Below are 25,687 nucleotides of genomic sequence, written 5' to 3'. Positions count from 1 at the left end.
AACGGCCCAAACGGACTTAGGTCAGCAGCGACAGACCGCCGTCCACGATGAGGGTCTGGCCGCGGATCATCCAGGCCTGATCGGACAACAGGAACATCACCGCATTGGCCAGATCGTCCGGCTCCACGATGCGGCCAGCCGGTGTACGCGCCGCTGAGTGGGCCAGGAGCTCCTCGCGGTTGGGGAAGTGACGGAGCGCGTCGGTGTCCACAGCTCCCCCGGACACCGCGTTGACGACAATGTTGTACGGCGCCAGTTCGACAGCCAGGTAGCGGGTGAGGGCTTCGAGTGCCGCTTTGGACACGCCGACAGCGGTGTAGTTGTCCAGCACGCGAATTGAGCCAAGGCTGGAGATGCTGACGATTTTCCCGCCCTCGCCGTTCTTCATCATTAGTTTGGCCGCTTCCTGTCCGCAGAACAACAGGGCCTTGCTGTTAATCTCCATCGTCCAGTCCCAGTGATTCTCTTCCAGCTCCATGAGCGGGCGCATTACGCCAGACGCGGCGTTGTTCACCAGTACGTCCAGGCGGCCGAACTCCCGGTCGATTTCGGCAAACAGTTCTTTGATTTTGGCCACATCGCCCACGTTTGCCTTCACCAGGTGAACGCGGACACCCAGGGCTTCCAGCTCCGCCGCTGTTTCCCCGGCGGCCGTGCGGTTGCGCAGGTAGTTGAGCACCAGGTCATATCCCTGTTCCGCCAGTCGACGGGCGATCGCCTTTCCGATCCCCCGGGTTCCGCCCGTAACGAGCGCCACTTTTCGGTTTGTATGCATGAGGGTTTCCTCCTATCACACCAACTATTAATATCAGGTACCAAAAAAGAACATTCTCATTATACACCGTGACTGTCTGAATTGCCACCTGACCACTTGCTCCCAGACAGCGCGACTTCAGGCATGGAAGCGGCAGCGGACAGCCATACTATGCGAAACAGCTTGTGCCTGACGGCGGGGAAGGAGTGTTTTCATGTTTATTGGCCGCGAACTGTCGGAACTGACGATGACACCGCTCTCCCAATGGGAAGTAAACGAATTGCTTTACTACCATCACGCCATGTCTCAACTGGCAGCCTATCTCAATGCTGAAGGATGTTCGCTCCACGCCCGCATCATCCGCGAACTGGAATCACGCGGACCAATCGGAGGCGATGGCGGCGGCTGGGATCACGCGTCTACGCCGATTTACGATTGAACAAAAGGAGGGAATGAAAAATGAAAACAGAGACTCGTCAATGGGGCATCATCATCGGAATCGTGGCAATCAGCCTTGCCGCGATGATCGGACTTTTGTACATGTTTTGGTAACCCGCCACCAGGCTGTCCGGCTCCCGTTGTAGGCCGGCACTGCGCATTGTTGTCAGAAAATACTTTCTTCTTTAAATTGGGCAAAAAATACTTTACATCAAGAAAAAGTTGCCATATGCTAAGATTACGATTTTTCCCTCGAATGGAAAGGAGGTTGTGCTGCTATGATGTTCAAAGGAAATCTCGACCGAAATGATTGGCTCACAGTTGTTCCAACTTCATACGGCAACGCCTCCCGGACGGACGAATCGTAACAGGACTCGTTTCTTTGCCATACCCCTTTCGTCGCATACCCGACCGCAGGCGCTGTCGCTTGCGGTCTTTTTGTTTCCTCGTTGCTGGAAACACGACCGCAGCCGTTTGGCTTGCGGTTTTTTTCTTGAAAGGAGGTGAGACGGATGGTATTCCACTTCTTGTTTTTCACAGTGAGGATTGAGCGCAAAAAGTCAAGCGCCAATCAGCGTGCCGCCGAGTACCAGCGCTCCCGCTATCTGCAGGAACGCGCCGAAGCTCAGGCGCTCGAAGCCGCCCGATATCCGGAATTTCTCACTCGCGTGTAACGCGCATATATACCTTGAGGAGGGTGTTCTTATGAGCAGCAAGCAAAGACGTCAAAGGATGCGGTTCACGGGAGTCAAATCGATAGAGGGCGGCTGACTGAACCAGACAATTTGCACAGGAGGGATTTGGTCATGTACATTCCGATGATTTTCTTTGCCATCATCATCGAAAGACGCGTGATCTCTACGGATGAGCGCGAAGCCCGCTACAGGCAGCAGCAGGCGATTAAGGCATGGGAAGAGCAGCGCATCTATCAGGCGTCCCAGTTTCCCGAGTACTGTACGCGGCTGTAATCGCAAAGACACTTCACCTGCAAAAAAGCGACCGGTCACCGGTCGCTTTTGATCGTTTCCAGGATTTTTTGATGAGCCACGGGAAACGCGAGCCCAGCCAGTTCGTCCGCTGTCGCAAACCGGGCGTTCGGCGGCAAGTCGTCGCCCTCGATCCAGTCGCACTGCCACACTTCCATGTGCCACTGCAGGTGGGAAAACGTATGTGTCAGCTCCATCAGCGGCTCGATCACCTCCACGTCCACCCCGAACCGCTTCCTGAGCCCCTGTAAAAGCGCCTCCTGCTTCAGGGAACGGGTGTCAGCGTCCGTCTCCACCATGGGAAACTCCCACATGCCGGCCAACAGCCCCTGCTCCGGACGCTTGTTGATCAAGACGGCATCCCCCCGCTTGACCACCGCCACCTGCAATCGGACGAGACGCGGCGGTTTGGCCTTGCCTTTGACCGGCAATTCGTCCTGTACCCCTTCCTTCCGGGCGAGACAGTAGTCAAACACGGGACAGGTGAGACACTGCGGCGTACGCGGCAGGCAGACGAGAGCGCCCAGCTCCATCAACGCCTGGTTGAAATCACCTGCTCGGCCATGCGGAATCACCTGCCGCACGAGGTGTTCCACCTTGACGCGGGTCGCCGGCTTGGCGATGTCGTCCGTCAGGTAGAGCAGCCGGGAAAAGACGCGCATCACGTTGCCGTCCACGGCCGGCTCCGGTTTTTCGTAGGCGATGCTCAGAATGGCGCCGGCGGTGTACGGTCCGATGCCTTTCAGCGTGGCGATCTCTTCCGGCGTGTCGGGAATGACGCCGCCGTAGCGTTCCTGCACCTCCCGCGCGGCCGCCTGCAGATTGCGGGCGCGCGAGTAGTAGCCAAGCCCTTCCCATGCCTTCAGCACTTCCTCCTCCGGCGCTTCGGCCAACGCGGCCACGGTGGGGAACTTGGCCATGAAGTTCTGGTAGTACGGCTTTACCGTTTCCACACGCGTCTGCTGCAGCATGATCTCTGACACCCAGACGCGGTACGGATCGCGGTTGATCCGCCAGGGCAAATCCCGTTTCTGGGAATCGTACCAGGCCAGCAGATCGCGGGAAAAGCCAAACACGTGAAACTCTTCCGGTAACGTATACGTCAATGCCTTGCGTTTTTTACCTGCCATCAGATTCCTGCTTGCTCCTTTTGTCAGCCAAATCGATCGGGCAAAACGCCCAGATGTTCAGCTTGGCGGCCCCTCCCGCGATGCACTCGCAAAACGCCTGATCGGCACGCCGCCACTGTTTGATGCGCTCGTACTGCTCCACCGTTTCCACGTCAAACGCTTCGACGAACAGGCCCGGCTGCTCCAGTCCTTCCCAATGCCGGTACTGACGGGCACCCATCGCTTCCATCCTTCCGGCCATGGAAGCCAGCAGCTCCAGGCATCGGTCCCGCTTCGACTCGTCCGTCTTGTATTCGATAAACACGGTAAGCACAGCTTCTTCTCTCCTTTCGGTCCCTTCCATCATACCCGTCTGAGCGACAGGGAACAAGCGCGCATTTTTTTCGACTGTGAAGGGGAAATCTCACGCCCAAATCGCTATAATAAGGAATAGAACCGGCAGGATCAAAGGAGGGAGAACACGTAATTCATGGACACCGCCACACACTTTGTCATGGGCTTCGGACTGGCCGGTCTGGCCCACCTCGATCCCGTTGTGGCCGCGACGCCGGGTTTGGCGGAGGCGGTGGCGCTCGGCACCGTCATCGGCTCTCAAGCTCCTGATTTGGACGGTTTTACCCGCATCCGGGGAAGCGCCGCCTACATCCGCCATCACCGGGGAATCTCCCACTCCATTCCCGCTCTGTTTGTCTGGACGGCAGCGGTGTTTGCCCTGGTACAGGCGATAACACCGCAGACGCACTGGCTTCACCTGTTGGGCTGGATTTTTGCCGCGGTCGTGCTGCACGTTTTTGTCGACCTCTTTAACGCGTACGGAACCAAAGGCCTTTATCCCTTCCGCGACAAGTGGATCGCCTGGAACACCATCTTCATCTTCGACCCGTTTATTTTTGGCGTACATGTGGCCGGCCTGATGCTGTGGGGCGCAGGCGCGGCTCCGGGACCGCTGTTTTTCTGGATTTATGTGCTGATCGCCTGCTATTACGTCTGGCGCAGCCAGGCGCATAAGCGGACGACCGCACTGGTCAGGGAAAGCATCGGCAAGGAAGGCACGTACACCGTCATTCCCACGCTTTCCTGGAACCAGTGGACGTTTGTCATCAGGACGGAGCAGCACTGGTACGTCGGGGAAGTGCACGGCGGGGAGGTCACGATCCTCGACGTGTTTGCCGTCAAACCTGAAAACGAGCTGGTGGCAGCAGCCAAACAAAGTCCCAAGGTACAGGCGTTCTTATCGTTTACCCGCTACGCCCACGTGGAGACAAAGGAACAGCCCTTCGGCTACGAAGTGAAGTGGTTTGACCTGCGCTACCGCGCCCGCTTTCAGGGCAAGAGCCACTACATGTTTGTCGCCGTCGTCTATCTGGACAAGGAACTAAACATCCGCGACTCGTTTGTCGGCTGGATTCACCGCGGCGAGGAGCAGTTGGCCAAAAAACTGGACCCCGAAAAAGAGATTCAGCTTAACTAACGACCGTTTGACCGTAATAAAAGCGCGTGCCCTGAGGGGCAGGCGCTTTTTTGCATACCTTTGGCGCGTCATGTCACAACATCAGTCCGTCCCCGCGCCAAATTGCCAGATCACGTGGCTTAAGCTGCCCAACTGGAAGCTGAGGTGCAGCCGTTGGGCGCGGCGGTCGTCGTCGGCTGCTCCCATGGCGTAGAGAAGCGGAACAAAATGTTCGCTGCCGTGCCGGGGAACGGCCCAATTCGCATAGGGAGCCAGCTCCCGGTAGCGGTACAAGGCGGGCAGATCCCAGGCAGTCAGTGTTTCCGCGAGCCATTCTTCAAACTGGACCGCCCACTCGTCCGCCTGCCCCGGTTTGGCCCACATGTTTATTTTGGCAAAGTTGTGCACCGTACCGCCGCTGCCGATGATCAGGATGTCACGCCGGCGCAGCGCGCGTAATGCCCGGCCAATGTCGTACTGTTCTTGGGGAGTGAGGGCAGGGTTGACGGACATGGGCACTACGGGAATGTCGGCATCCGGGTACATCAGCCGCAGCACGACCCAGGCCCCGTGATCCAACCCCCGGGACGGATGGAAGCGAACCGAAACGCCTGCCGACCGCAGCAGGGCCGCCGCCTCTTCTGCCAGCAGCCGATCACCATTAGCGGGATACTGGATCTCATACAGTTCGCGGGGGAAGCCGCCGAAGTCGTGAATGGTACTGAACACGTCGGCTGAACCGATTTCCTGAACCGGACTCTCCCAGTGAGCGGAAAAAATCACGATGGCCCGGGGACGTTTCAATTGGCCGGCCAACTCCTTTAACGCATCCGTATACGCGTTTTTCTCAACGGCCAGCGTGGGCGCTCCGTGGGCGATAAACAGGGATGGCAACATGTATGTTCACTCCAATTTACTTTTGTCAGTAGATTACTTTTTGTAACCATCATACCAGATGTGATCGTTTTTTACTATCCCCGTGTTTCTCCCATTTTTTCCGCGCTGAGAAACGGTGTCTGCCGCGCCCTTCGCTCAGGCGGTGTCTTCACTGGGTTGACGGCCGCCCGTCATCTGCCTGCGGCACTTCGCTCGCCAACGTAAAAAAGGCATGCCGCACAAAAACGGCATGCCTCATTCATTCACGGACCGTCAATCGTAATTACTTTGCTGCTTCAAAGCGCTTGCTTACTTCGTCCCAGTTGACGACGTTCCAGAAAGCGTTGATGTAGTCCGGGCGTTTGTTTTGATACTTCAGGTAGTACGCGTGCTCCCACACGTCCAGACCGAGGATCGGCGTTTTGCCTTCCATGATCGGGCTGTCTTGGTTCGGAGTAGACGTGATGGCCAGCTTGCCGCCGTCTACGACCAGCCAAGCCCAACCGGAACCGAAACGGGTGGTTGCCGCTTTGGTGAACTCGGCCTTGAAGTTGTCAAAGCTGCCGAAAGCCGCGTTGATCGCGTCAGCCAGCGCGCCGGACGGAGTGCCGCCGCCGTTCGGGCTCATGATTTGCCAAAACAGGGTATGGTTGGCATGGCCGCCGCCGTTGTTGCGAACCGCCGTGCGGATGGACTCCGGCAGTGCGTCCAGATTGCTGATCAGTTCCTCTACGCTCTTGGATTGCAGATCCGGATGACCTTCCAGAGCAGCGTTCAGGTTATTCACATAGGTAGCATGGTGACGTCCGTGGTGGATCTCCATGGTTTGCGCGTCGATGTGAGGCTCCAGCGCGTTGTGCGCGTACGGCAGTTCAGGAAGTTGGTGTGCCATTCTTCATTCCTCCTCGTGATATGTATGGGTCAAGCTACCACTTATTATAATGCAAGCAGAGCACTTTTACAACAAATCGGTATGCTAAGTATCGTAATCTATCAGCATATATCACGCAATACTATCTTGCAATGCGGAACCGCCGTGCTAGACTTGGAGTATTCCATATTTCCAACAGACAGGGTGATTCTTCGTGGACTTGGACGTAACAACGATCTTGTTTCTCGCATTCTTCGGTTTCGTGGCTGCCTTCATCGACAGTACAGTGGGAGGGGGAGGTCTGATCTCCCTGCCGGCGCTGCTCGGTCTCGGCATTCCCCCGTATCTGGCACTGGGGACCAACAAGCTGGCGGGAACCATTTCGTCGGCGACCAGCTCGTTTACCTTCATCCGGATGGGCAAATACGACAAAAAGCTAATGATCCTGCTGTTTCCCGTTTCGCTGATCGGGGCCTACCTGGGGGCCAAAACGGTCCTGTTTGTCCCGCAGGAAGTGCTGAAAGTACTGGTCATCGTGATGATGGCCGCCATTTTTGTCTATACGCTTATCAACAAACGGTTTGGTGAACAGTCCAGCTATAAGGGACTGACCACATTTTCGCTGGGATTGGGGATTCCCCTGACGTTTTTGATCGGCTTTTATGACGGTTTCTTTGGGCCGGGGACCGGTTCCTTTTTCGTTTTCCTGATGGTGCTCCTGTTTGGCTACGACTTTGTGATCGCCGCCGGAAACGGGCGGATTCTCAACCTGGCCAGCAACATCGCCGCGCTGTTCGTCTTTATCGTCGAAGGCAAGGTGATTTTCCTCACCGGCCTGACAATGGGGCTCGCGATGCTCTTGGGCGCCACCCTCGGCGCGCGGCTGGCGATCAAGACGGGCGTCCGCTACGTCCGCCCGCTGTTTTTGCTGGTGTCCATCGGCCTGATGACCAAAATGATTTACGAGCTGATTTTCACGTAGACGCGAGAATCGGCATGCCGGCTAGCAAACGGAGCCGGACCAATACAAAAAGCTTGGCGCATCGGCCAAGCTTTTTCATTTTTCATTCCCTTTTCGCTGTTTCAGGCGCACGATGATGCCGTCGATCAACAGACCGATCCCCGCGCCGTAAAACGGACTGGCGAAGCGAATGCCTTCGCTAATCGGCAGTTCTTTCAGATAAACGATGACCACACCGAGAATAAACCCGATCATCGTAAAGCGCAGACGGGTCGGACCCATTCATCCCCACCGCCTTACTTGCCGAATTTGTTGGGCAGCTTCATGTTTTTCATGTTGCGGCTCATTTGCTTCAGCTGTTTTTGATTCAAATTGACGCCCATCGCGCGGGCCATCGCCTGCAATTGCTTTTCATCCATCTGCATGTTCTGCAATTGCTTCTTCAGGTAATACGTGCCGCCGGCAAATCCGCCCACCAGGCCAATAATCAGCGTAACGATCGGAATTACCCAGTTGTACCAAGCCATTGATTCATTACCATCCTCTATTGGAATTACAGTCGTACCTATTGTACCACATCTGCCGCCGCTGTACATCGCGGACATGGGGAAGATCGAAAGGTTGAAAGGTTACCCGCGGCATTCCGGCGCGAACCACAGGTGCACCGGTATCAATCCGCGGCGTACCGCGTCAGCGGGGTGTCGCTCAGCCCCGAATAATTCTCTCGGGCCGATACACTCAAAAGGTCGTCCTCGGGAAAACGGTAGGCGGTCAGCATTCCGCCAAACACGCAGCCCTGGTCGATATTGAGCGTGCCGTTTTTACGTTCCGGTTGGGGCCGGGGGTCGTGCCCCCAGATGATCAGCGGATGGGTCGTTTTTCGTTCTGCCGCCCAATCCCGGCGGATCGGCCGGCCGTCCGCTCCCGTGCCGGCCACGTCTCCGTAACGGCAAAAGGTTTGTACGGCTGGAGACTCCATCCCGATGTAATCGTCGCGGATGCCGGCGTGAACCGCTACCGCTTCCAGTTTTCCGCCGTACTTGATCATCATGTGCGACGGGGAGGAAAACAGCAGCCGCCTGCTCTGCTCTTTCAGGAGCAGCGCGTTTTTCGTTCCGTACTCCTGCTCAAAACGGCGAAACTCCTCTTCCACTTTTTCATCGCCATGCGCCAGCGTAACCGGTCGCCCGTCCAGCCAGCGGGCAATCTTCCACCCGTGGTTGCTGTCCACCATCTCCGCTACGCCGATTTCGACGTGGCGGATGAAAAACTGCAGCATCTTGATCGAATTCGGCCCTCGACTGGTAATGTCTCCAAGCGAAAGAAGCGTGCGGCCGCGGGGATGGCGGTACGTCCCGTCGTGACTGCGCTCGTAGCCAAGTCGCTGCAGCAGCTCCATAAATTCGTCGTAACAGCCGTGTACGTCGCCGATAATATCGACACCCTTGTCCGCTATCAGCATTTTGGAGCGCATCCTCGGTTTGCGTTTCATGCCCATCCCCTCCTTTCCACATAACTATTATTGTCTATTGTTTACCATAAAAAAGAAAAAAACTCACCCCCTTTTTTCCGAGGTGAGCACTCCACCGTCACACGAGATTGTGTTTATGCACGTAAATGGCGGCTTGTGTTCGGTCCTCCACATCCAGCTTGGCCAAAATGTTGCTGACGTGCGTTTTGACGGTTTTGATGCCGATAATCAGCTCGTCGGCGATCTCCTGGTTGGATTTCCCCTGGCCGATCAGCTTCAGCACTTCCAGCTCACGCGGGGTGAGCTGCTCATGGGGCAGCGGCTCCTGACCGTGGCGAAAACGGGCCATGATCTTGCCGGCCACGCGGGATTCCAGCACCGGTTCTCCGGCCACGGCGGCTCGGATAGCGCGGGCGATTTCAGCAGCGCGCGAGGTCTTCAGCAGGTAGCTGAACGCCCCTGCTTCGATCACCGGGTATACCTTTTCGTCGTCGATGAAACTGGTCAGCACGATCACCTTGCAGGAGGGACACTGCTCCCGGATGCGGCGGGTGGCTTCCACGCCGCCGATGCCGTCCATGACCAAATCCATCAGGACGACATCCGGTTTCAGCTCCACCGCCAGCCGTACGCCTTCCTCTCCGCTCGCCGCTTCGGCCACCACCTCTATGTCTTCTTCCGTGGACAGATAGGCGGCCAGGCCCATCCGCACCATCTCGTGATCATCCACCAACAATACACGAATCACGGATGCTCACTCCCTTCCTGTTCCGTTTGCGGCATCACCGGGATGCGCACCTCGATTTGCGTCCCTTTGCCTACTGCAGAGTAAATGTCAAGCGATCCGCCCAATTCCGCCACGCGCTCGCGCATGCTCCGAAGACCATAGGAGGTCAGTTTTTCGCCTTCCGGATTAAACCCGACCCCATCGTCCGTCACCCTTAGCCGCACCTGTCCCTGCAGCGTAAACAGCTTCACCGCGATCTGGTTGGCGCGGGCGTGGCGCAGCGTGTTGGAAAGGGACTCCTGCAGGATGCGGAACAGATGATCTTCAATGCCGCTGGGCAAGCCTTCGACGTCTTCGATTTCCCAGGAGATCGCGAGTGTATTTTTCCGCGACAGTTCTTCCAGCAGATCGACGATCGCTTCCTTCAGGGTCTTGTTCTGCAGCGTGGCCGGACGGAGATGCAGCAAAAGCGCTCTCATCTCCGCCTGGGCCGCCGCCGCCATCTCCTCCACCAGCTCTATCTGCTGGGCAGCGCGCTGCGGATTTTTCTCCACCAGCCGCTTCAAGGCGGCCGTGGTCATCGCGATGGCAAACAACTGCTGGCTGACGGCATCGTGCAGCTCCCGGGCAAGCCGCTGCCGCTCTTCCGTAACGGCTGCCTGTTTCAACTGCTCCGCCAGCGCCGCGTTGTGATTGGACAGCCGCTGCAGCGACGCCACCTGCTCTTCCCACTGCGACGCCAGGCGGTTAAACTGCCAGCCCAGCTCGCCGATCTCGTCCGCGCCCAGATCGGGAACGCGGTAGGACAAGCGGCCGCGGCTCAGATTCATGGTCGCTTCGCCCAGCACGTACAGCCGCTTTTTCAACAGATTGCCGAAAATGTAGCCGCTGATCACGCCCAGCACCGTCCCCACGGCAAGCGAGACGGCAAAGGCTGCCAGCATGATCACCCAATCCGGCTCCGCCGGCAGTTGTATTTGCAGATTGGCGGCAAACCATTGGCTCAGTTCCGGGTCGTCTACCAATGTCGAGTAGAGGAGACGGATCTTTGGATCGTTGGCCCAGGCGATGTGCATCAATAGGAAACAGAGGAACGTAGCGGTTACCGTGCCGATGACCAGCATCAGGCCGAACCGCACATACTGCCATTGTACGCTCGCTAATCGCTGTCGACGCATCGGTCAGTACCCCCTAGATGTACTTGACTTTTATATCGCCGACAAGCAGCGAGAGTTGTAAATGGACTTTTTGAGCGGCCTGCTCGTACTGCTCGGAGCGGACCATCACACTGCGGCTGATGCCGCCTTGCCGGTGTCCAAACACTTCCAGGTCGCCTAAGCTCACCTCGGCTGTAACGGCAACCGGCATGTCGACCGGCACGTAAATGGTGACGTCCCCCACCCAGCCGTCGACAGTCAGGAACGCTTCCTCCTGCATCACCATCGCCCGCGACAGGTCGATCACCACATCCCCGATGCCGTGCCAGATGTGCAGTTCATTCAGCTCAAACCTGCCGGACGTAAGATGAAAATCGCCGATCAGGGAACTGCGGGTATCCTTGGGCCGCAGAATGCTGCCGGGGTGATGGGTCTTAACCCGTTCCTTGTAGACAGGCCCGTATTCTGTTGGCTTGGCCGAGCGTGCCGCCTTATCGTGAAACGACTTATCGTCGGGCGCGTCCCATTTCGGGGAGAAACTGCTCATGTCACCGAGCGTATCCACCCGTCCGTCGCGCCGCTGCGAGCGCCCCCGGATCAGGCGGAAGCCAAAGTAGATCAACGCCAGAGGGACGAAGAAATGGAACAGCTCATGGAATCCCACGCCGAACCACATCTCCAGCGCAATCAGGATGCCAAATCCGGCCAAAAGACCGCCTCTGATGCGTTTTCGCTTCTCCCACATGCGCGCGCCGACGTACACCAATATCATCGGCCACAGGCTAAACAAACTGAACGAAATGATATGCAAGGTGTCGAGCAACAGGCCAATGCCCGTCAAGATGATCAGAACACCAGCCGTCATTTTGTGCAAGCGGGACAGTTTCACAGGAGTCTCCTCTCTTACGCCCCATGCCGCTCATTTTCCTTCCAAACTGTTACGGCATGTATAGATAAACGCAGGCGGAATGTTCAACGGCGTGAAATCAGTCTCGACCCGTTGAAAACGCGCCTGCAGCTCCGATTTCAGTTGCAGTGAGTATTGAAACGTGATGAACAGCCCATCAGGGGCCAGCGCGGATTCAATTTGGTCCAGAATGCCGGTACGCAGCGTTTCCGGAAAGATGGCAAACGGAAGGCCGGAGATGATTACGTCGGCTTTGCCCAACCTCATTTCCTCCATATACTGCCCAAGCTTTAAAGCCTCTTCCCGAATCGGCACGTCGGGAAACCGGTCGCGCAGCATGGTCCGAAACTGATGATCACGCTCAACCAGAAGGTAACGGGCGTCCGGCCGCTTCTTTTGGAGAATGGCTTGCGTAAACACGCCCGTGCCCGGCCCCAGTTCAACGATGACGCCAGCGTTTGCCCAATCCACATGGGTCAGCATGCGCGCGCAGAGAAAACGGGAACTGGGGATGATGCTGCCGACTCGGCCTGGTTCGGCAAAAAACCGTCGTAGAAACACCAAGAAGTCTGACAAAAAAAGGACCTCCTCTAGGGGAAAAGCAGCCTGTTTCCCAGGCTGCCTTAGGTTCAATTCTACATCAAACGCCGCCGTTCCTCTCGCTTACGCTTGTTCCGGATGCTGTGGCGTTTCCTTTTTATCAAGCAGGGAGGCTTTGATCTGCGCCAGTTCCGCATCCAGCTCGTCCTTCTCCCATTTGCTCAGCGAGTGGTCCAGGCCTGCGTTGGTCAGGCGCCACTGGTCGCTGAGATCCGCTTCCGCCTCCATGCGCATCACTTTTTCTTCCATCCGGGCAAATCCGCGGCTCGCCGTTTCGCTCCCCATCCCGACAATGGCCTGATTTACCTGTTTTTGCGTCTTGGCTACTTGGGCGCGGGCCATCAGGGTGTATTTTTTCGCCCGCATCTTGTAAAACTCTTCTTTCAGCTCAGCCAGCTTTTCGCGCATCTTTTGCGCCGCATCCGAAGCAGACTGATAGAGCGTCTCGTACTCCCGGGCACGCGCTTCGTACTGTTTCTTGTCGGCAAGCGCGCGGCGCGCCAGTTCGTCTTCACCCTCGCTAAGCGCCAGTTTTACCTGGCGATCCCGTTTTTCCACGAAGGCCAGCGCCTCTTCCCACTGCTGACGGAACTTCTTCTCAAGCGCCACCTGGCGGGCGACGGCCACTTCCACCTGTCCGATCTCCACTTCCATGTCACGCATGTACTGGTTCAGCATTACTACCGGATCTTCCATAGAATCCAGCACGTCATTCACCGAAGCCACAGTCAAATCACGCAAGCGTTTCAAGATACCCATCGTCACTTCTCCTCCTCATCATACCATATGATTCTCGTTGGATTAACAACCTTGTCCTGCGATCCGGCCATGCCGACGCGAGGATTACGGCTGCTGCCGCCTGGTTACACTTTTCTCCCATCGATCCAATACGTCATCGTCTTGCAGCACGCGCTGTGCCCACTGCCGCTCCCCGACGGTCGGAACCGTTTGATCCGGCACATCCCGTTGGCGAAGCAGGCGGAAGCCCAGGTACATGACACCAATGGCCAGCACGGCGTGGAACAAAACATGCAATTTGCCGATCAGCATCAGGAACCCGATCAGAAGGATCAGGCCGCCGGTAAACCGGGAACCTGAGCTGCTCATCATTTTGCGGGCGCCGTACAACATGATCAGCCCGGGAATCAGCACGCGGAGCAGCTCACTGCTGTCAATGCCAAGCTGATCGAGTATGACTAATCCCCCAATGAGCAGCAGGATCAGTCCGAGAAGCACTTTTCCAGACCGTTCGCTCATTAACTGCTTACCCTCCCATCGACTTTGTTTGGGTGTCACCCTTATGGCTTTATTGTAGACGGCTGACAGGTCTCGTCATAACGGGCGGGCGGTTGGTTTTTCCCTCCGACCCGGGGCGGAGGCACCTTCCTTCCGCAATCGGACAAGCACCCTGGCGAGATGTGGTGAACCATGCGCTGACGTGATCTGACACGAATCGTTTCCTGCTTGAGGGTGCAAATTGTGACAAAATTATGAACTCCACCAAAAAAAGACAGGAAAAATCGGACAAGTGTTGAATTGTGCTGAGGTGCGTGTAAAAAACATCGAATTTAGCCGAATTCCGCGGTGCGGAAACGGGGGACCCACGTTTTTCGGGGTGAATGGCAGCCGCCTGCCGGCCGCCTAGGGCATTCCTTTCGACCGAACCCATCAGCTAACCTCGTAGGCTTAGGAAAGGAGCAGTTTCTTTTGCGCAAAACGGTGGTTACTCTCTTCATCGCCGGGATGCTTGCAATAGGAGCAGGCGCTGCACACGCCCAGGAGGAAAAAACCCTGATGGGTGTTGTCAACAGCCTGTATGGTGTTCCTTACAAGTCGTCCGGCACAACCAAAAACGGATTTGACTGCTCCGGCTTTACGCGCTATGTGTTTCATGCGCTGGGTGTAGATCTGCCTCATTCGTCGTCTGCCCAATTCAAGTTGGGAGTACCGGTGTCCCGCAACGATCTCCAGCCCGGTGACCTGGTCTTTTTCAACACCAACGGGCACAGCGTTTCACACGTGGGCATCTACATCGGAAATGGCTTGTTTGTACACTCGGAGAGCGGCAGAGGAGTCGTCAACACGAAGCTGAACGATCCGTATTACTGGAGCAAGCGCTTTGTGGGTGCCAAGCGGATTGCGCTGCCTGCCATTGCCGAAGCTCCGCAGAATCCACAGAAAAAGAAACCTGTACAAGCAGCATCGCTGCCCGAGGCCACACAGCCGTCGCAGCAGCAAGAACAATCGACGCAACAACAGCAGAATTCACAACAACAACAACAACAACAACCGAATCCACAACAACAGCAGACTTCAGCACAACAGCAGTAACCGACGCACATTGAGCCAGGGACGACAGGTCTCTGGCTTTTTCTGGCTACATTTAGCACCTGGTGTCAAGAGGTAGTAACATCCATCTTTTCTACGCTGACGCGGCTTGTCCGTGCGGGTGCCAGGAATCTGTCCCCCGCATCAGGACGAACCGTGATATTATGATGAAAGAAACAGGACCAGAACACATCTGGTGACTGGGGGAGAGTTCCGGTGAAAGACCATGTTTTGATAGTGGACGACAATGAGGAAATTCTCGAAATGCTGGAAGATATTTTGGGAAGCGAAGGATACGATGTGTCCACGGCAGTAAACGGTGAGCAGGCGTTGGAGCTGTTGAACGCAGGCACCAAGCCCAATCTGATTCTGCTTGACATCATGATGCCCGGCATGAGCGGCTATGAGCTCTGCTCGCAGATTCGCCGCGAGTGGGAACTGCCCATCCTTTTTCTCAGTGCCAAGGGCAAGGCGGTAGACAAGGTGGTCGGCTTTGAGATCGGAGCCGACGACTACATCACCAAGCCGTTTGACACGGAGGAATTGCTTGCCCGCATCCGCGCCCACCTGCGCCGCTACGAACGCATTCGCCGTTACAGTGAGGAGGCGGCAGAGAAAGAGAGAGCAGCATCCTCCATTACTGTCCTGAAGTTCAAGGGGCTGGAAATTCACAAGGAAACGTACTCCGTTTACGTCAACGACCAAAAAGTTGATCTGTCCACCAAGGAGTTTCAACTGCTTACCTTTCTGGCCGAAAACGCGGGCATCGTCTTTACGCGGGAGCAGATTTACGACCGCGTCTGGGGCTACGGATACGGCTCGCTCAATACGGTTACCGTGCACATCAAGAACCTGCGCGAAAAACTGGAGAAGGATCGCCAGTTCATCAAAACGCAATGGGGGACGGGGTACGTGTTCATCGGGGAGAAAGTGTAGATGAGCATCCGAAAGAAGCTGTTCCTCTCGTTTATCGGCTTGATCACACTCAACCTGCTTTTGTTCAAGTTCGTTTTTGAGGACATCATCGTCGAGCAGTTGAAGACGGACCGGCACAACCAGTACCGGTATGAAAAGGAAACGGCGGAAAAGGTGCGGGTCAATCAGTTGTTGAACTCCAGCGTGTTCAAGGACCCGTCCGAGCGGCGGGAGCTGGAGACACAGCTTCCGGAAGACCTGATGTACAAAATGGTCGTCACGGATGCGGACGGCAACGCCATTTACATCAAGACATCTCAGGCTTACAACCTGAAAAACCCGCATACAGCCAATCCCGCCGCCCAGGAGAAAAGCGATCTGAAAGTGGTGGCGGAATACCACTTTCAGCACGAACCCCCGCGTCAGGGACATACCATCATCTACTTTTACACGGATGAATCGGACATTCTCGCCACCAAAGGCGTCTCGATGATGCTGTGGTTCATCTACGGCAGCATCGCGCTGGTCGGCCTCATTCTGCTCACCTTCTTTGTCCGTTGGATCTTGCGGCCGGTCAGCGAACTGTCCCGCGTGACCCAGGAAATCCGTGAAGGCAAGCGCTACGTCTCGTTTAGCTACCGCTCGCAGGACGAGTTTGGCCAGCTGTTCGACTACTTTTCCGACATGGTAAACGAGCTTCGCGAGGCCGAAGACCGACAGTCCGAACTGATCTCGGCCATCGCTCACGACTTTCGCACGCCGCTCACGACCATCAAGGGCTATGCCTCCTACATCGGCTCGGGACGCGTCACCGATGTCAAGCGCATTCAAAAACAGATGCGCAAGATCGAGGAAAAAACGGCTGATCTGGAAAAGCTGCTGGACGAGCTGCAGGATTTTAGCCAGCAAAGCTTGGAGATCAAGCTGAACATCAGCCGCATCCACGTAAAAAGTTTTGTCAAAGGCGTCATCGAAGACTACCTGGTGCGCATCAAGGAGGCGGGGCTGTCGTTTCAGTGGAAGCTGCGCGTCTCCAACGAACTGCACATCGAGGCGGACGAGGCCAAACTGCGCCGCGTGCTGGAGAACCTGCTGAACAACGCCATCTACTACAACAAGCCAAATGGGTCCATCCTGCTTACCTGCGATCAGCGGGACGGGCACGTGCTCTTTTCCGTGATCGACAAGGGAGAGGGCATCGCGCCGGAGGACCTGCCCAAGGTGTTCACCAAGTTTTACCGCGCAGAAAAATCTCGCAACCGGAACAACGGCGGCACCGGCCTGGGTCTGCCCATCTGTCAGAGCATCGTCCAGCGCCACGGCGGCGTGATCACCGCGAGCAGCGAGCTGGGCGTGGGCAGCTGCTTTTCCTTTACGATCCCGTTTTTTCAACCATAATTTATTTCAATTTATTGATGGTTAATATTCACTTTATTTTTATCTGATACAGTATCTCTTGTAAGCAAGCATGTTGCTTTCCGTGATAAATAACCCCCATTTTTGGTATCTGACATCAAGCGGTCATGCTCGGTGGAAAGATGCCTCTTTTTTTATCCCCCTTTATTTCCGCACCTCCAGCCGCATCTTCAACCCGTTTTTCGGACGCAAGGTAACCAGCGGCTCCGGCTCCACCCGCTGTCCCGGTTCGGCCAGCCGCAGGCGGAAGCGCTGGGCGATCGTGGCCAGCAGCAGCGCCGCCTCCATCAGCGCAAAGTTGTTGCCGATGCAGATGCGCGGCCCGCCGCCAAACGGAAAGTAGGCGAACGCGGGAATTCGCTTCAGCAAATCGCCGCCGAACCGTTCCGGGATGAATTGGTCCGGGTTGTCGAAATAGCGGCTGCTGCGGTGCATCACATACTGACTCATCATCAGCGTCTCACCCGGACGGTACACGTGCCCTCCGATCTCCACTTCGTCCACCACTTCCCGGTTAATCACCCAGGCCGCGGGATAAAGCCGCAGGGTTTCGCTGATGATCTGATTGGTATAGACAAGCCGCGGGACATCCTCTGCCGTCGGCAGCCGTCCGCCCAGCACCTCGTCCAGTTCTGTCCACAGCTTTCGTTCCGCTTCGGGATGGGTGGCCAGCAGGTACCAGATCCACGACATGGTGTTGGCGGTCGTCTCGTGGCCGGCGACAAAAATGGTCATTACCTCGTCACGCACCTGCTCGTCCGTCATGCCCTGTCCGTCCTCCTCGTCACGCGCGGCCAGCAGCATGGCCAACAGGTCGTTCCGTCCTTCCCCGCCATTCCTCCGCCGTTCCTCGATGATCTCGTATATGGTTTTGTCCAGCGTCTTCGCCGCCTCCTGAAACTTCTGGTTTTGCGGCGTCGGCACGCCGAGCGGAATGTCGATTATCGCCGAAGCCTTGTTCGACACGTACTGCAGCCCGATTTCGATGGCGCGGCCGATCTTCTCGACACCTTCCGTCAACCCTTTGCCGAACATCGTCTCGGTGATAATCGCCAGCGTTACTTTCATCATGTCTTGGTGCACGTCACGGATATCGCCGTCTTTCCACCGGTCCATCATGGCGAGCCCCTGACGGACCATCACGTCGGCGTAAGCGGCGATCCGCTCCCGGCGAAAAGCAGGCTGCATCAGCCGGCGCTGCCGCATGTGCTTTTGTCCCTCGCTGGTGAGAATGCCGTCTCCCACCACTGCACGCGCCACCTGCAGTCCTTTGGCCTTGCGAAAGTGGGCCTGTTTGGTGACCAGCACTTCCTTGATGTGTTCGGGATTGGTCAAGAGATACATGTGCCGGCTGGGACCAAAACGAAAATGGACGACATCGCCGTGCTGTTCCGCAGCCCTCTGCAAAAAGCCGAGTGGATCGCGGCGAAAGGCGAGCAAATGGCCGGATATGGGCAGCCCTTTGGGGGCGGGAATCGTTGTCAGGTTCATCTCAGACATCCTTTCCCAGTATCAGTGCTCGTCTCTAGTATCCATCCGGCCCGGCACCTTATACCACAAACGCCCTTGGGCAGCGTCAAAAAAACAAACCGCCTGAATTATCAGGCGGTCTCTCTTCTGTTTACGAAAGGGTCGGCTTGTCCACCTGCACCAGCCGGTTGGACACCAGCCGCTCGCGCACCTTGATGCCGATCCAGGCGGCCAGCACGGCCTTGATGACTCCCACCAGCAAAAAGGAAACGCCGCCGCTCATGATCGCGGCGCTCCACGGAATGTCCAGCACGTACTTGAGCTGAATCACGCCGCAAACCAGTGTCACAACCATGCCGACGTGGTTGGCCACCAGCGCCCAGCCAATGGAGAATCGGGTTTTCTCCAGGATCAGGCCGGTAATGTAGGCAGTCAGAATGAAACCGAAAATGTATCCACCGGATTTGCCGGCCAGCACCTGGAGTCCGCCGCTCGCCCCCGAGAAAACCGGCAGACCGACCGCGCCCAGCAGCACGTAAATGATCATCGCCAGCGTGCCGTACCGACTGCCGAGAATGGTGGCGGCCAAACCGACCGCCAGTGTCTGTCCGGTAATCGGAATCAGCGGCAGGGGAATTGTGATTTGCGAAAAAACGGCCGTCACAGCGGCAAACACAGCAGATAAGAGCATCCATCTCAATCGTTCGTTTCTCATGGTAACCTCCCGTTTTTGTCAACCAAAACATAAGACGAGTTAACACTTTAATCATAATGCCTGTCCGAACAAATGTAAATGGCAAAACGGGAGGTATTGAGGCACGCCGAATCGTCAGGCAGACAGGCGGGAGACTCGCGCTTTCCATTCCCGATCGTTTCGGCTATGCGCGGCGGTCGCAGTACGCCTGGAGGTGAATCAGCGAATCGACCGTGTGATCGATCAGGCGGCGCAAGTCCTCTATGTTGCCCTCGTCGATCTTGCGGTGAAAATCGAGCGTGATCTGATTGGCAAAGCGCTGCGGCGGCCACTCCTGCCGATGCTCGTCTAAACGCGCCTTGACCGTCTGCGTGATGTGCGGCCGGTGTCCCCACACCTCGTTGAGAATCGCGGTGATCGCTTCTGTCTCCCGCGGCACGTCGCTGATCTCCAGGAAATAATGGATGCAGATCGTGCAGCCCACATGCTCTGTCAGCGGCTTGTCCAGCTGCTCCGCCGCAATGTCTGCCAGCGAGGTGCGCAGCTGGATCTGCGCCGTCACCGCCGTGTCACCATCAGCCTTACCTGCCTGACGGAATTCAATCTGAAACAGCCGCTCAAATGTAGCCAGGTCCATCACGTCGGAGCGGCCCGTGATGATGATGGCTCCCTCGAAATCCCGATCGTACACCACTCCTTCCAGCACGACCCGGATATTGTCGAACACCAGCGGATGAAACACCTCCGCTCCTCCTTTCCATCCGAATGGCACACGCTACTAGGATGCCCGTCTTTTTTCCGTTTGGCAAGAACGACTTATACTCCATTATCTATACACAATCCATAAACTGGTATAGTATTAAATCAACATCCAGTTATCTGACTGCCTGTCTGCCAACACTACATATTCTGAAGAGGAGGTTTTTCATGACCGCTGCTGATCGCATGCTTGATCGCTACGCCGAATTGGCTGTGAAAATCGGCGTCAATGTCCAGCCGGGGCAAACCCTTGTCATCAACGCCCCCCTCTGCACGGCCGAACTGGTCCGCAAGATTGCCAAAACAGCTTACCTGACCGGAGCCAAACACGTGTATACCGAATGGACGGACGATGAACTGACCCGGCTCCAGTACGATCTCGCCCCGTATGAAGCGCTGACGGAATACCCGATGTGGAGAGCAAAAGCGTACGAGGAGCTGGCCGAGAACGGGGCTGCGTTTCTTTTTATCATCGCGACCGACCCCGATCTGCTCAAGGGAGTCAATCCGGAGCGGATCGCCGCTGCCGACAAAGCGATGAGAACTGCCATGTACACGTTTCGCAACTACACGATGAACAACAGCGTCAGCTGGTCGGTGATCGCCGCTCCCTCTCCTGCATGGGCCGCAAAAGTCTTCCCGAACCTGCCCGAAAGCGAGCAGGTGAGCGCCCTGTGGAATGCCATCTTCCGCGCCACCCGGACAGACGTGGACGACCCGGTGACAGCCTGGCAGAACCATCAAGCAGCACTGAACGAAAAGGTGACCTACCTGAACGGCAAGCAGTACCGCTGCCTTCACTTTAAAGCGCCCGGCACCGACCTGTCGGTTCAACTGCCGCCCGGTCACCGCTGGCAGGGAGGAGCCAGTGTGACCGCAAACGGCGTACCGTTTACAGCCAACATCCCGACGGAAGAAGTCTACACCGCTCCGTTGAAAGACGGGGTGAACGGCGTCGTTTCCAGCACGATGCCGTTGAGCCACAACGGCAATCTGATCGAGAACTTTACACTCCGTTTCGAGCGGGGGCGCATCGTGGAAGTGACGGCAGAGACGGGCTTTGACGTATTGCAGAAGCTGATCGAGACGGATGAAGGCTCCCGCTACCTGGGAGAAGTGGCCCTGGTGCCGCATCAATCGCCCATCTCCCAGTCCAACCTGATTTTTTACAACACGCTGATCGACGAAAATGCCTCCAACCATTTGGCGATCGGGAATGCCTATCCGGTCTGCCTGGAGGGCGGAGACAACCTCTCCCCCGAGGAAATGGAGCAGCGCGGTCTCAACACCAGCCTCATGCACGTCGATTTCATGATCGGTTCGGCGGAAATGGACATTGACGGGGAGCTGGCCGACGGCACACGCGAGCCCATCTTCCGCAATGGAAACTGGGCGTTCTAAACAACATCCTTCCTGCTTCCGGACCGACGCCGATCCGGGAGCAGACAAAAAAAAGCCGCCCGGCTGCGGCTGTCTTCCCTGCAGTTCTCCGCTTGCGCGAAAGACTGATACGGGAACGGCTGCCCTGGCGGCTCTCCTCTCTTAAACGGATGGATGCTTACCGCTTGTTGTAATGGCGCAGGTAGGCATCCTTCGCTATTTTTTCCTGGCAGTCAAAGCACTCGGTCATGTAGGATTCAGCCTGCTCTGTCATCGCTTGGCCGCACACGGTGCAACATTTGGCTTCCAGATTGCGGAAAAAGGTGGCGATCGGCGTCATGATTATAACCTCCCGACGTGTTCGTTGAGGTTATTGTATTATAACAGGGGTTGTTTTATAAAACGTTGTTATAAAACATTACGGCGCATTTTCGCTCGCTTGCTTCTGTTTTCTGTCCGTTTCTCCTGCTTTCGCTGTATTAATACTTTTTTGATTTTTCCGCGCTGTTTTACAACACAAGCGCACCCTGGACATGTTTTGATCAGATCAGCAGGTTAAACAGTGTCGGGTCCTTGGTTACCTCCACGTAGCGAATGCCATGCTTATTCATCCGGTCCACCAACGGCTGATAGTCCTCTCTGCACTTCAGCTCGATTCCGACAAGTGCCGGCCCGTTATCCTTGTTGTTCTTTTTCGTGTACTCGAAACGGACGATGTCATCGTGCGGCCCCAGCACTTTGTCGATAAACTCGCGCAGCGCTCCGGCCCGCTGCGGAAAATTGATGATGAAGTAATGTTTCAAGCCTTCATACAGCAGGGAACGCTCCTTGATTTCCTGCATCCGGTCGATGTCGTTGTTGCCCCCGCTGATGACGCAGACGACGTTTTTCCCTGCAATCTGCTCGCGGCAGGCGTCAAGCGCGGCAATCGGCAGGGCCCCGGCCGGTTCGACGACGATGGCGTTCTCGTTGTACAGTTCCAAAATCGTGGTGCATACTTTTCCTTCCGGCACCAACACGATGTCGTCCACGATCTCTTTGCAGATTTCGCGGGTGAGCTGTCCCACCTGTTTGACCGCCGCCCCGTCCACGAACTTGTCGATCTCCTCCAGCGTGACGACGTCTCCCCGGGCCAGCGCCTCCGTCATCGAGGGAGCGCCGGCCGGTTCCACCCCGATTATGCGGGTGGACGGACTGACTCCCTTCACGTACGTGCCGACGCCCGCAGCCAGTCCCCCGCCGCCGATGCTCACAAACAGGTAATCGATCGGCTCCGCCATATCGTTCATGATTTCCGCGCCGACCGTTCCCTGTCCGGCAATCACCAGCGGATCGTCAAACGGATGGACAAACGTCATGTTCTGTTCCAGACAGTAGGACATCGCCTCCGCAAACGAATCGTCAAACGTGTCGCCGACCAGCACTACGTCGACATACTCACCTCCGAACAGCTTGACCTGCGACACTTTCTGCCGCGGCGTCGTAGCCGGCATGAAAATATGGCCGCGAATCTGCAGCAGCCGGCAGGAGTAGGCCACGCCCTGCGCGTGGTTTCCGGCGCTGGCGCAGACCACTCCCCTTTGCCGCTGTTCATCCGAAAGGTGGCGGATCAGGTTGTAGGCGCCGCGAATTTTGAACGAGCGCACTACCTGCAAATCTTCCCGCTTCAAGTAGACGTTGCAGCCATACCGCTCGGACAGGAGCTTGTTTCGCTGCAGCGGCGTTTTCTCGATTACGTCTTTGAGCAAATGGTTGGCGACGATGATGTCTTCCATGTTGACAGCAGGCATGTGTTTTTTGCTCCTCCCCCTGATGATGATATCGGCAGCGCGGAACATGCAAAAAGCCCCCGCCTCCAGCCTTCGGCGCATCGCGCACGACTGGCTGAGGCGAGGGCATCGCGGTACCACTCAGCTTCTCTGCTTTCCTCGCGAAAAACAGACTCGGCGAGTTCCCCTGAGCAGAACTCCCGCCCGGTAACGGGGGCGTGACCGTTGCCCTGTACTCAAATCGGCGATCCCGTTCTTTCCAAGGCACAGCTCCAAGGTGATATTCAAAACAGGCCAGCGGCTGTCCTTTCAGCACGAGGGACAGCTCTCTGTGCGCCGCTTCTGTTTTTACTCGTCCTTTTCCGCGCTGTTCAACCAAAAAGAACTATTTAAATTAGTAAGAAATTATAGTCATTTTGCCATGCATTGTCAATGCTTTGCCACTTCCCCCGCCAAATAAAAAAGCGGGGTCCGCCGTCCCCACTTGGTTTTGCTAAGATAGTTACACCGCTTCGTAGATCGCTTCGTAGCGCTTGCCGATCTCCTCATCGCTCATGCCGGCGTCGCGCAGACGCTTGATCAGCGCAGTAGCCCAGATTTCCGAGCGCTGTGCCATCTTGGCGTACTTTTTCGCCTCTTTTTCCCTGCGCTTGGCGCGATCCTCGCCGTTGGACTTCAGGTTGTCGAGGATGAACAGCATGTGCAGCGTCTCGTCCTCGTTCAAACTGGTCCAGTTGTCGTTCAGAAACGCAACCACTTTCTTATAGTATCCGTCAAACTCTTCAAAGGAAATCTCCGTATCCATGTTCAGATATTCCTTCATTTTGTCAAACAGCTCTTGCATCTTTCGTCACAACTCCCTCGTTTTTTTCTGCCCTATTATAGCAAAAAACGGGACAAGGGAGAAAGCCGCATCATGGTCAGATTGGCGGCGCTGTCCCTTCGGATTGTGATGACAAAAACGGGACGGAAAAATTCTGCCGGAAAAGCAGGTGTGGAGCGAATTCATTTTGGCACAGGTCCAGGCAGCGGTATAATGAAGGGACAACCACCTGTGAAGGAGATCGGCACGCATGAACAAATCGTCGCAAAAGGAAGCCGCCATTCGCATCGGCCAGCAGATGACCCTGACGATCAAAAGTCTCGGCATCAACGGCGAAGGCATCGGCTATTACAAACGAAAAATCGTCTTTGTGGATAAGGCCTTGCCCGGGGAGGTGGTGCACGCCGAAGTGACGGACGTCAAGGAAACGTACGCCATCGCCAAACTGGTGCGCGTGGTGGAGCGCTCCCCTGCGCGGGTCGAGCCGCCCTGTCCGGTCTATGAGGAATGCGGCGGCTGCAGCCTGCAGCACATGGATTACCAGGCCCAATTGGCCAGCAAGCGGGAGCTGGTGATCGAATCGCTGCGCAAGTACGCCCGGCTGGAGAATCCGCCGGTGGCGGAGACGATCGGCATGGACAACCCCTGGGGCTACCGCAACAAGGCGCAGTTTCAGGTAGGACGGCAGAACGGCCGGCTGGTGGCCGGCCTGTACCAGACCGGCAGCCACCGCCTCGTTGACCTGGAGGAATGCCGCGTGCAGCACGAGGCGACGAACGAGATCGTCCGCACGGCGCGGCAGATCATGGAGGAGCTGGGCATTCCCGCGTACGATGAACGAAAACGGACCGGTGTCATCCGCACCATCGTCGCCCGCGTGGCCTTTGCCACAGGCGAGACGCAGCTCACGCTGGTGACGGCGACCGAGGAGTTTCCGCGCGTCAAGGAACTGATCCTGGAACTGCGCACCCGTCTGCCCGGCCTGGTCAGCATCGTGCAGAACGTCAATCGAAAAAAGACGTCGCTGATCTTCGGCGACTCCACCCGCCAGCTCTGGGGAAAACCGTCGATCGCGGAGCAGTTGGGGGAGCTGTCGTTTGACCTGTCGGCCCGCGCCTTTTTCCAGCTGAACCCGGAGCAGACGCGCAAGCTGTACGAGGAAGTGAAAAAAGCCGCCGGGCTGACCGGCAGCGAACTGGTGCTGGACCTCTACTGCGGCACGGGGACAATCGCCCTCTGGCTGGCGCCGTACGCCCGGGAAGTCCGGGGCATCGAATTGATTCCCGATGCAGTCGAGGATGCCCGCCGCAACGCCGAGAAAAACGGGGCCGCCAACGCCACCTTCCACGTCGGCCGCGCCGAGGTGCTGATGCCGAAGTGGGCCAAGCAGGGCGTAAAACCGGACGTGGTCGTGGTTGATCCGCCCCGCACCGGACTGGACGACGCCCTGATCCGCTCCCTCCTGGAGGTGCAGCCACAGCGGATCGTCTACGTCTCCTGCAATCCGTCCACCCTGGGCAAAGACGTGGCGAAGCTGCTGGCCCGCTACGAACTTGTCAGCGTCCAGCCGTTGGATATGTTTCCGCATACGAGTCATGTGGAGTGTGTGGTGTTACTTACTTTGAGAGGGGCAAAAGAGTAAGTCCGTTGTTTTTCTGACACACCTGATACCAAGGGGCTGTTTGCCCCCTGCCCGCGTCGCGTTTTGGTGCGGACGCGATCCGCTTCTTTGCTGGTCGTCAAGAGAGCGAGCGGGCCCTACCACCCATGCGCCATGGACTTTGTCTGCACACGGAGACACGGAA

29 protein-coding genes, 1 pseudogene, 1 riboswitch and 1 other annotated feature are annotated in these 25,687 nt (G+C 56.7%); of the genes and pseudogenes, 10 read left to right on the top strand and 20 right to left on the bottom strand.

Annotated features, from left to right (window positions below; genetic code table 11):
• Nucleotides 1-16: 16 nt before the first annotated feature.
• A complete protein-coding gene (gene fabL, locus KDN35_RS10390; protein WP_212132667.1) occupies nucleotides 17-775 on the bottom strand; it encodes an enoyl-[acyl-carrier-protein] reductase FabL in 759 nt (252 codons plus the stop codon).
• 193 nt (nucleotides 776-968) lie between these two features.
• On the opposite strand from fabL, the gene KDN35_RS10385 reads away from it, so the two are divergent.
• From KDN35_RS10385 to KDN35_RS10375, 3 genes are all read left to right on the top strand, one after another.
• Nucleotides 969-1,193 carry a hypothetical protein gene (locus KDN35_RS10385; RefSeq protein WP_171565055.1) on the top strand — a complete coding sequence of 75 codons (225 nt, stop codon included), beginning with the start codon at nucleotides 969-971 and terminating at the stop codon, nucleotides 1,191-1,193.
• A gap of 511 nt (nucleotides 1,194-1,704) precedes the next feature.
• Nucleotides 1,705-1,866 (top strand): YrzI family small protein, encoded by a 162-nt coding sequence (locus tag KDN35_RS10380; protein ID WP_171565056.1) that lies wholly within the window; start codon nucleotides 1,705-1,707, stop codon nucleotides 1,864-1,866.
• A gap of 132 nt (nucleotides 1,867-1,998) precedes the next feature.
• Nucleotides 1,999-2,160: a YrzI family protein gene (locus tag KDN35_RS10375; RefSeq protein ID WP_171565057.1), complete on the top strand. Its 162-nt coding sequence runs from the start codon at nucleotides 1,999-2,001 to the stop codon at nucleotides 2,158-2,160.
• A gap of 35 nt (nucleotides 2,161-2,195) precedes the next feature.
• On the opposite strand, the gene mutY is transcribed toward KDN35_RS10375, so the two are convergent.
• Both mutY and KDN35_RS10365 read right to left on the bottom strand, forming a co-directional pair.
• Complete coding sequence (gene mutY, locus KDN35_RS10370) at nucleotides 2,196-3,308, bottom strand: A/G-specific adenine glycosylase (RefSeq protein WP_171565058.1); 1,113 nt, start codon at nucleotides 3,306-3,308, stop codon at nucleotides 2,196-2,198.
• On the bottom strand, nucleotides 3,298-3,654 hold the full coding sequence (locus KDN35_RS10365) for a hypothetical protein (protein ID WP_249179025.1): 357 nt from the start codon (nucleotides 3,652-3,654) through the stop codon (nucleotides 3,298-3,300). Before KDN35_RS10365 ends, mutY begins: the two co-directional genes overlap by 11 nt.
• A 123-nt stretch (nucleotides 3,655-3,777) precedes the next feature.
• Between KDN35_RS10365 and KDN35_RS10360 the strand changes: the two genes are divergently transcribed.
• Nucleotides 3,778-4,779, top strand: coding sequence for a metal-dependent hydrolase (locus KDN35_RS10360; protein ID WP_171565060.1), 1,002 nt, complete (start codon nucleotides 3,778-3,780; stop codon nucleotides 4,777-4,779).
• 81 nt (nucleotides 4,780-4,860) lie between these two features.
• Here the strand turns inward: KDN35_RS10360 and KDN35_RS10355 are convergent, their stop codons facing one another.
• The gene (locus KDN35_RS10355; RefSeq protein WP_212132666.1) at nucleotides 4,861-5,655 is read right to left on the bottom strand and encodes a dioxygenase family protein; all 795 of its coding nucleotides are present in this window, start codon (nucleotides 5,653-5,655) and stop codon (nucleotides 4,861-4,863) included.
• A 262-nt stretch (nucleotides 5,656-5,917) separates the two neighbouring features.
• Nucleotides 5,918-6,526 (bottom strand): superoxide dismutase, encoded by a 609-nt coding sequence (locus KDN35_RS10350; protein WP_171565062.1) that lies wholly within the window; start codon nucleotides 6,524-6,526, stop codon nucleotides 5,918-5,920.
• A gap of 193 nt (nucleotides 6,527-6,719) precedes the next feature.
• On the opposite strand from KDN35_RS10350, the gene KDN35_RS10345 reads away from it, so the two are divergent.
• A complete protein-coding gene (locus KDN35_RS10345) occupies nucleotides 6,720-7,487 on the top strand; it encodes a TSUP family transporter (RefSeq protein WP_171565063.1) in 768 nt (255 codons plus the stop codon).
• Nucleotides 7,488-7,562: 75 nt separating this feature from the next.
• Here the strand turns inward: KDN35_RS10345 and KDN35_RS10340 are convergent, their stop codons facing one another.
• The 9 genes from KDN35_RS10340 to KDN35_RS10300 form a co-directional block, all read right to left on the bottom strand.
• A complete protein-coding gene (locus KDN35_RS10340) occupies nucleotides 7,563-7,748 on the bottom strand; it encodes a hypothetical protein (RefSeq protein WP_171565064.1) in 186 nt (61 codons plus the stop codon).
• 14 nt (nucleotides 7,749-7,762) lie between these two features.
• Nucleotides 7,763-7,993, bottom strand: a complete 231-nt coding sequence (locus tag KDN35_RS10335) for a YneF family protein (RefSeq protein ID WP_171565065.1) — start codon at nucleotides 7,991-7,993, stop codon at nucleotides 7,763-7,765.
• A 143-nt stretch (nucleotides 7,994-8,136) separates the two neighbouring features.
• Nucleotides 8,137-8,958, bottom strand: coding sequence for a bis(5'-nucleosyl)-tetraphosphatase PrpE (gene prpE, locus KDN35_RS10330; RefSeq protein ID WP_171565066.1), 822 nt, complete (start codon nucleotides 8,956-8,958; stop codon nucleotides 8,137-8,139).
• A 97-nt stretch (nucleotides 8,959-9,055) separates the two neighbouring features.
• Complete coding sequence (locus tag KDN35_RS10325; protein WP_171565067.1) at nucleotides 9,056-9,685, bottom strand: response regulator; 630 nt, start codon at nucleotides 9,683-9,685, stop codon at nucleotides 9,056-9,058.
• On the bottom strand, nucleotides 9,682-10,842 hold the full coding sequence (locus KDN35_RS10320) for a HAMP domain-containing sensor histidine kinase (protein WP_171565068.1): 1,161 nt from the start codon (nucleotides 10,840-10,842) through the stop codon (nucleotides 9,682-9,684). Before KDN35_RS10320 ends, KDN35_RS10325 begins: the two co-directional genes overlap by 4 nt.
• A 13-nt stretch (nucleotides 10,843-10,855) precedes the next feature.
• Complete coding sequence (liaF, locus tag KDN35_RS10315; RefSeq protein ID WP_171565069.1) at nucleotides 10,856-11,710, bottom strand: cell wall-active antibiotics response protein LiaF; 855 nt, start codon at nucleotides 11,708-11,710, stop codon at nucleotides 10,856-10,858.
• A 30-nt stretch (nucleotides 11,711-11,740) separates the two neighbouring features.
• Complete coding sequence (locus KDN35_RS10310) at nucleotides 11,741-12,304, bottom strand: class I SAM-dependent methyltransferase (protein ID WP_171565070.1); 564 nt, start codon at nucleotides 12,302-12,304, stop codon at nucleotides 11,741-11,743.
• Between the two features lie 87 nt (nucleotides 12,305-12,391).
• Nucleotides 12,392-13,087 (bottom strand): PspA/IM30 family protein, encoded by a 696-nt coding sequence (locus tag KDN35_RS10305; RefSeq protein ID WP_171565071.1) that lies wholly within the window; start codon nucleotides 13,085-13,087, stop codon nucleotides 12,392-12,394.
• Nucleotides 13,088-13,171: 84 nt separating this feature from the next.
• Nucleotides 13,172-13,585, bottom strand: coding sequence for a LiaF transmembrane domain-containing protein (locus tag KDN35_RS10300; RefSeq protein WP_171565072.1), 414 nt, complete (start codon nucleotides 13,583-13,585; stop codon nucleotides 13,172-13,174).
• Nucleotides 13,586-13,888: 303 nt separating this feature from the next.
• Nucleotides 13,889-14,030, top strand: a riboswitch (cyclic di-AMP (ydaO/yuaA leader).
• 5 nt (nucleotides 14,031-14,035) lie between these two features.
• Between KDN35_RS10300 and KDN35_RS10295 the strand changes: the two are divergent.
• The 3 genes and pseudogenes from KDN35_RS10295 to KDN35_RS10285 all read left to right on the top strand — a co-directional run.
• Nucleotides 14,036-14,542, top strand: a pseudogene (locus tag KDN35_RS10295) (C40 family peptidase); the annotation flags it as partial.
• A 330-nt stretch (nucleotides 14,543-14,872) separates the two neighbouring features.
• Entirely contained in the window at nucleotides 14,873-15,592 is a 720-nt protein-coding gene (locus tag KDN35_RS10290; protein WP_171565074.1) for a response regulator transcription factor, read from the top strand.
• Nucleotides 15,593-16,969 (top strand): sensor histidine kinase, encoded by a 1,377-nt coding sequence (locus KDN35_RS10285; RefSeq protein WP_171565075.1) that lies wholly within the window; start codon nucleotides 15,593-15,595, stop codon nucleotides 16,967-16,969. It abuts the gene before it with no gap.
• Between the two features lie 162 nt (nucleotides 16,970-17,131).
• Here the strand turns inward: KDN35_RS10285 and KDN35_RS10280 are convergent, their stop codons facing one another.
• The 3 genes from KDN35_RS10280 to KDN35_RS10270 all read right to left on the bottom strand — a co-directional run bounded on the left by KDN35_RS10280 (nucleotide 17,132) and on the right by KDN35_RS10270 (nucleotide 19,893).
• A complete protein-coding gene (locus tag KDN35_RS10280; RefSeq protein ID WP_171565076.1) occupies nucleotides 17,132-18,478 on the bottom strand; it encodes a cytochrome P450 in 1,347 nt (448 codons plus the stop codon).
• 130 nt (nucleotides 18,479-18,608) lie between these two features.
• The gene (locus KDN35_RS10275; protein ID WP_171565077.1) at nucleotides 18,609-19,172 is read right to left on the bottom strand and encodes a biotin transporter BioY; all 564 of its coding nucleotides are present in this window, start codon (nucleotides 19,170-19,172) and stop codon (nucleotides 18,609-18,611) included.
• A gap of 163 nt (nucleotides 19,173-19,335) precedes the next feature.
• Nucleotides 19,336-19,893 (bottom strand): hypothetical protein, encoded by a 558-nt coding sequence (locus KDN35_RS10270; protein ID WP_171565078.1) that lies wholly within the window; start codon nucleotides 19,891-19,893, stop codon nucleotides 19,336-19,338.
• 185 nt (nucleotides 19,894-20,078) lie between these two features.
• Between KDN35_RS10270 and KDN35_RS10265 the strand changes: the two genes are divergently transcribed.
• Complete coding sequence (locus KDN35_RS10265) at nucleotides 20,079-21,311, top strand: aminopeptidase (RefSeq protein ID WP_212132664.1); 1,233 nt, start codon at nucleotides 20,079-20,081, stop codon at nucleotides 21,309-21,311.
• 157 nt (nucleotides 21,312-21,468) lie between these two features.
• On the opposite strand, the gene yhfH is transcribed toward KDN35_RS10265, so the two are convergent.
• The 3 genes from yhfH to KDN35_RS10250 form a co-directional block, all read right to left on the bottom strand.
• Complete coding sequence (yhfH, locus tag KDN35_RS10260) at nucleotides 21,469-21,630, bottom strand: protein YhfH (RefSeq protein WP_171565080.1); 162 nt, start codon at nucleotides 21,628-21,630, stop codon at nucleotides 21,469-21,471.
• Between the two features lie 202 nt (nucleotides 21,631-21,832).
• Complete coding sequence (gene ilvA, locus KDN35_RS10255; protein ID WP_212132663.1) at nucleotides 21,833-23,080, bottom strand: threonine ammonia-lyase IlvA; 1,248 nt, start codon at nucleotides 23,078-23,080, stop codon at nucleotides 21,833-21,835.
• Between the two features lie 92 nt (nucleotides 23,081-23,172).
• Nucleotides 23,173-23,433, bottom strand: a binding site (T-box leader).
• 128 nt (nucleotides 23,434-23,561) lie between these two features.
• The gene (locus tag KDN35_RS10250) at nucleotides 23,562-23,903 is read right to left on the bottom strand and encodes a hypothetical protein (protein WP_171565082.1); all 342 of its coding nucleotides are present in this window, start codon (nucleotides 23,901-23,903) and stop codon (nucleotides 23,562-23,564) included.
• 229 nt (nucleotides 23,904-24,132) lie between these two features.
• Here KDN35_RS10250 and rlmD point away from each other — a divergent pair, with 229 nt between their 5' ends.
• Complete coding sequence (gene rlmD / locus KDN35_RS10245) at nucleotides 24,133-25,524, top strand: 23S rRNA (uracil(1939)-C(5))-methyltransferase RlmD (protein ID WP_212132662.1); 1,392 nt, start codon at nucleotides 24,133-24,135, stop codon at nucleotides 25,522-25,524.
• Nucleotides 25,525-25,687 lie beyond the last annotated feature (163 nt).

The sequence above is a fragment of the Brevibacillus sp. NL20B1 genome (genome assembly GCF_018195675.1).
GTDB lineage: Bacteria > Bacillota > Bacilli > Brevibacillales > Brevibacillaceae > Brevibacillus > Brevibacillus aydinogluensis.
Note: the sequence above shows the minus strand (reverse complement) of the source record. Positions and strands in the feature narration are given on the sequence as shown.

Excerpts from the sequence above, each read along its gene's own strand:
- ilvA (WP_212132663.1), bottom strand. The coding sequence starts at position 23,080 with ATGCCTGCTGTCAACATGGAAGACATCATCGTCGCCAACCATTTGCTC.
- fabL (WP_212132667.1), bottom strand. The coding sequence starts at position 775 with ATGCATACAAACCGAAAAGTGGCGCTCGTTACGGGCGGAACCCGGGGG.
- KDN35_RS10360 (WP_171565060.1), top strand. The coding sequence starts at position 3,778 with ATGGACACCGCCACACACTTTGTCATGGGCTTCGGACTGGCCGGTCTG.
- KDN35_RS10365 (WP_249179025.1), bottom strand. The coding sequence starts at position 3,654 with ATGATGGAAGGGACCGAAAGGAGAGAAGAAGCTGTGCTTACCGTGTTT.
- KDN35_RS10275 (WP_171565077.1), bottom strand. The coding sequence starts at position 19,172 with ATGAGAAACGAACGATTGAGATGGATGCTCTTATCTGCTGTGTTTGCC.
- KDN35_RS10250 (WP_171565082.1), bottom strand. The coding sequence starts at position 23,903 with ATGCAAGAGCTGTTTGACAAAATGAAGGAATATCTGAACATGGATACG.
- KDN35_RS10285 (WP_171565075.1), top strand. The coding sequence starts at position 15,593 with ATGAGCATCCGAAAGAAGCTGTTCCTCTCGTTTATCGGCTTGATCACA.
- KDN35_RS10340 (WP_171565064.1), bottom strand. The coding sequence starts at position 7,748 with ATGGGTCCGACCCGTCTGCGCTTTACGATGATCGGGTTTATTCTCGGT.
- KDN35_RS10335 (WP_171565065.1), bottom strand. The coding sequence starts at position 7,993 with ATGGCTTGGTACAACTGGGTAATTCCGATCGTTACGCTGATTATTGGC.
- yhfH (WP_171565080.1), bottom strand. The coding sequence starts at position 21,630 with ATGACGCCGATCGCCACCTTTTTCCGCAATCTGGAAGCCAAATGTTGC.
- KDN35_RS10380 (WP_171565056.1), top strand. The coding sequence starts at position 1,705 with ATGGTATTCCACTTCTTGTTTTTCACAGTGAGGATTGAGCGCAAAAAG.
- KDN35_RS10385 (WP_171565055.1), top strand. The coding sequence starts at position 969 with ATGTTTATTGGCCGCGAACTGTCGGAACTGACGATGACACCGCTCTCC.
- KDN35_RS10305 (WP_171565071.1), bottom strand. The coding sequence starts at position 13,087 with ATGGGTATCTTGAAACGCTTGCGTGATTTGACTGTGGCTTCGGTGAAT.
- KDN35_RS10350 (WP_171565062.1), bottom strand. The coding sequence starts at position 6,526 with ATGGCACACCAACTTCCTGAACTGCCGTACGCGCACAACGCGCTGGAG.
- prpE (WP_171565066.1), bottom strand. The coding sequence starts at position 8,958 with ATGAAACGCAAACCGAGGATGCGCTCCAAAATGCTGATAGCGGACAAG.
- KDN35_RS10265 (WP_212132664.1), top strand. The coding sequence starts at position 20,079 with ATGACCGCTGCTGATCGCATGCTTGATCGCTACGCCGAATTGGCTGTG.
- mutY (WP_171565058.1), bottom strand. The coding sequence starts at position 3,308 with ATGGCAGGTAAAAAACGCAAGGCATTGACGTATACGTTACCGGAAGAG.
- KDN35_RS10375 (WP_171565057.1), top strand. The coding sequence starts at position 1,999 with ATGTACATTCCGATGATTTTCTTTGCCATCATCATCGAAAGACGCGTG.
- KDN35_RS10280 (WP_171565076.1), bottom strand. The coding sequence starts at position 18,478 with ATGAACCTGACAACGATTCCCGCCCCCAAAGGGCTGCCCATATCCGGC.
- rlmD (WP_212132662.1), top strand. The coding sequence starts at position 24,133 with ATGAACAAATCGTCGCAAAAGGAAGCCGCCATTCGCATCGGCCAGCAG.
- KDN35_RS10320 (WP_171565068.1), bottom strand. The coding sequence starts at position 10,842 with ATGCGTCGACAGCGATTAGCGAGCGTACAATGGCAGTATGTGCGGTTC.
- KDN35_RS10355 (WP_212132666.1), bottom strand. The coding sequence starts at position 5,655 with ATGTTGCCATCCCTGTTTATCGCCCACGGAGCGCCCACGCTGGCCGTT.
- KDN35_RS10300 (WP_171565072.1), bottom strand. The coding sequence starts at position 13,585 with ATGAGCGAACGGTCTGGAAAAGTGCTTCTCGGACTGATCCTGCTGCTC.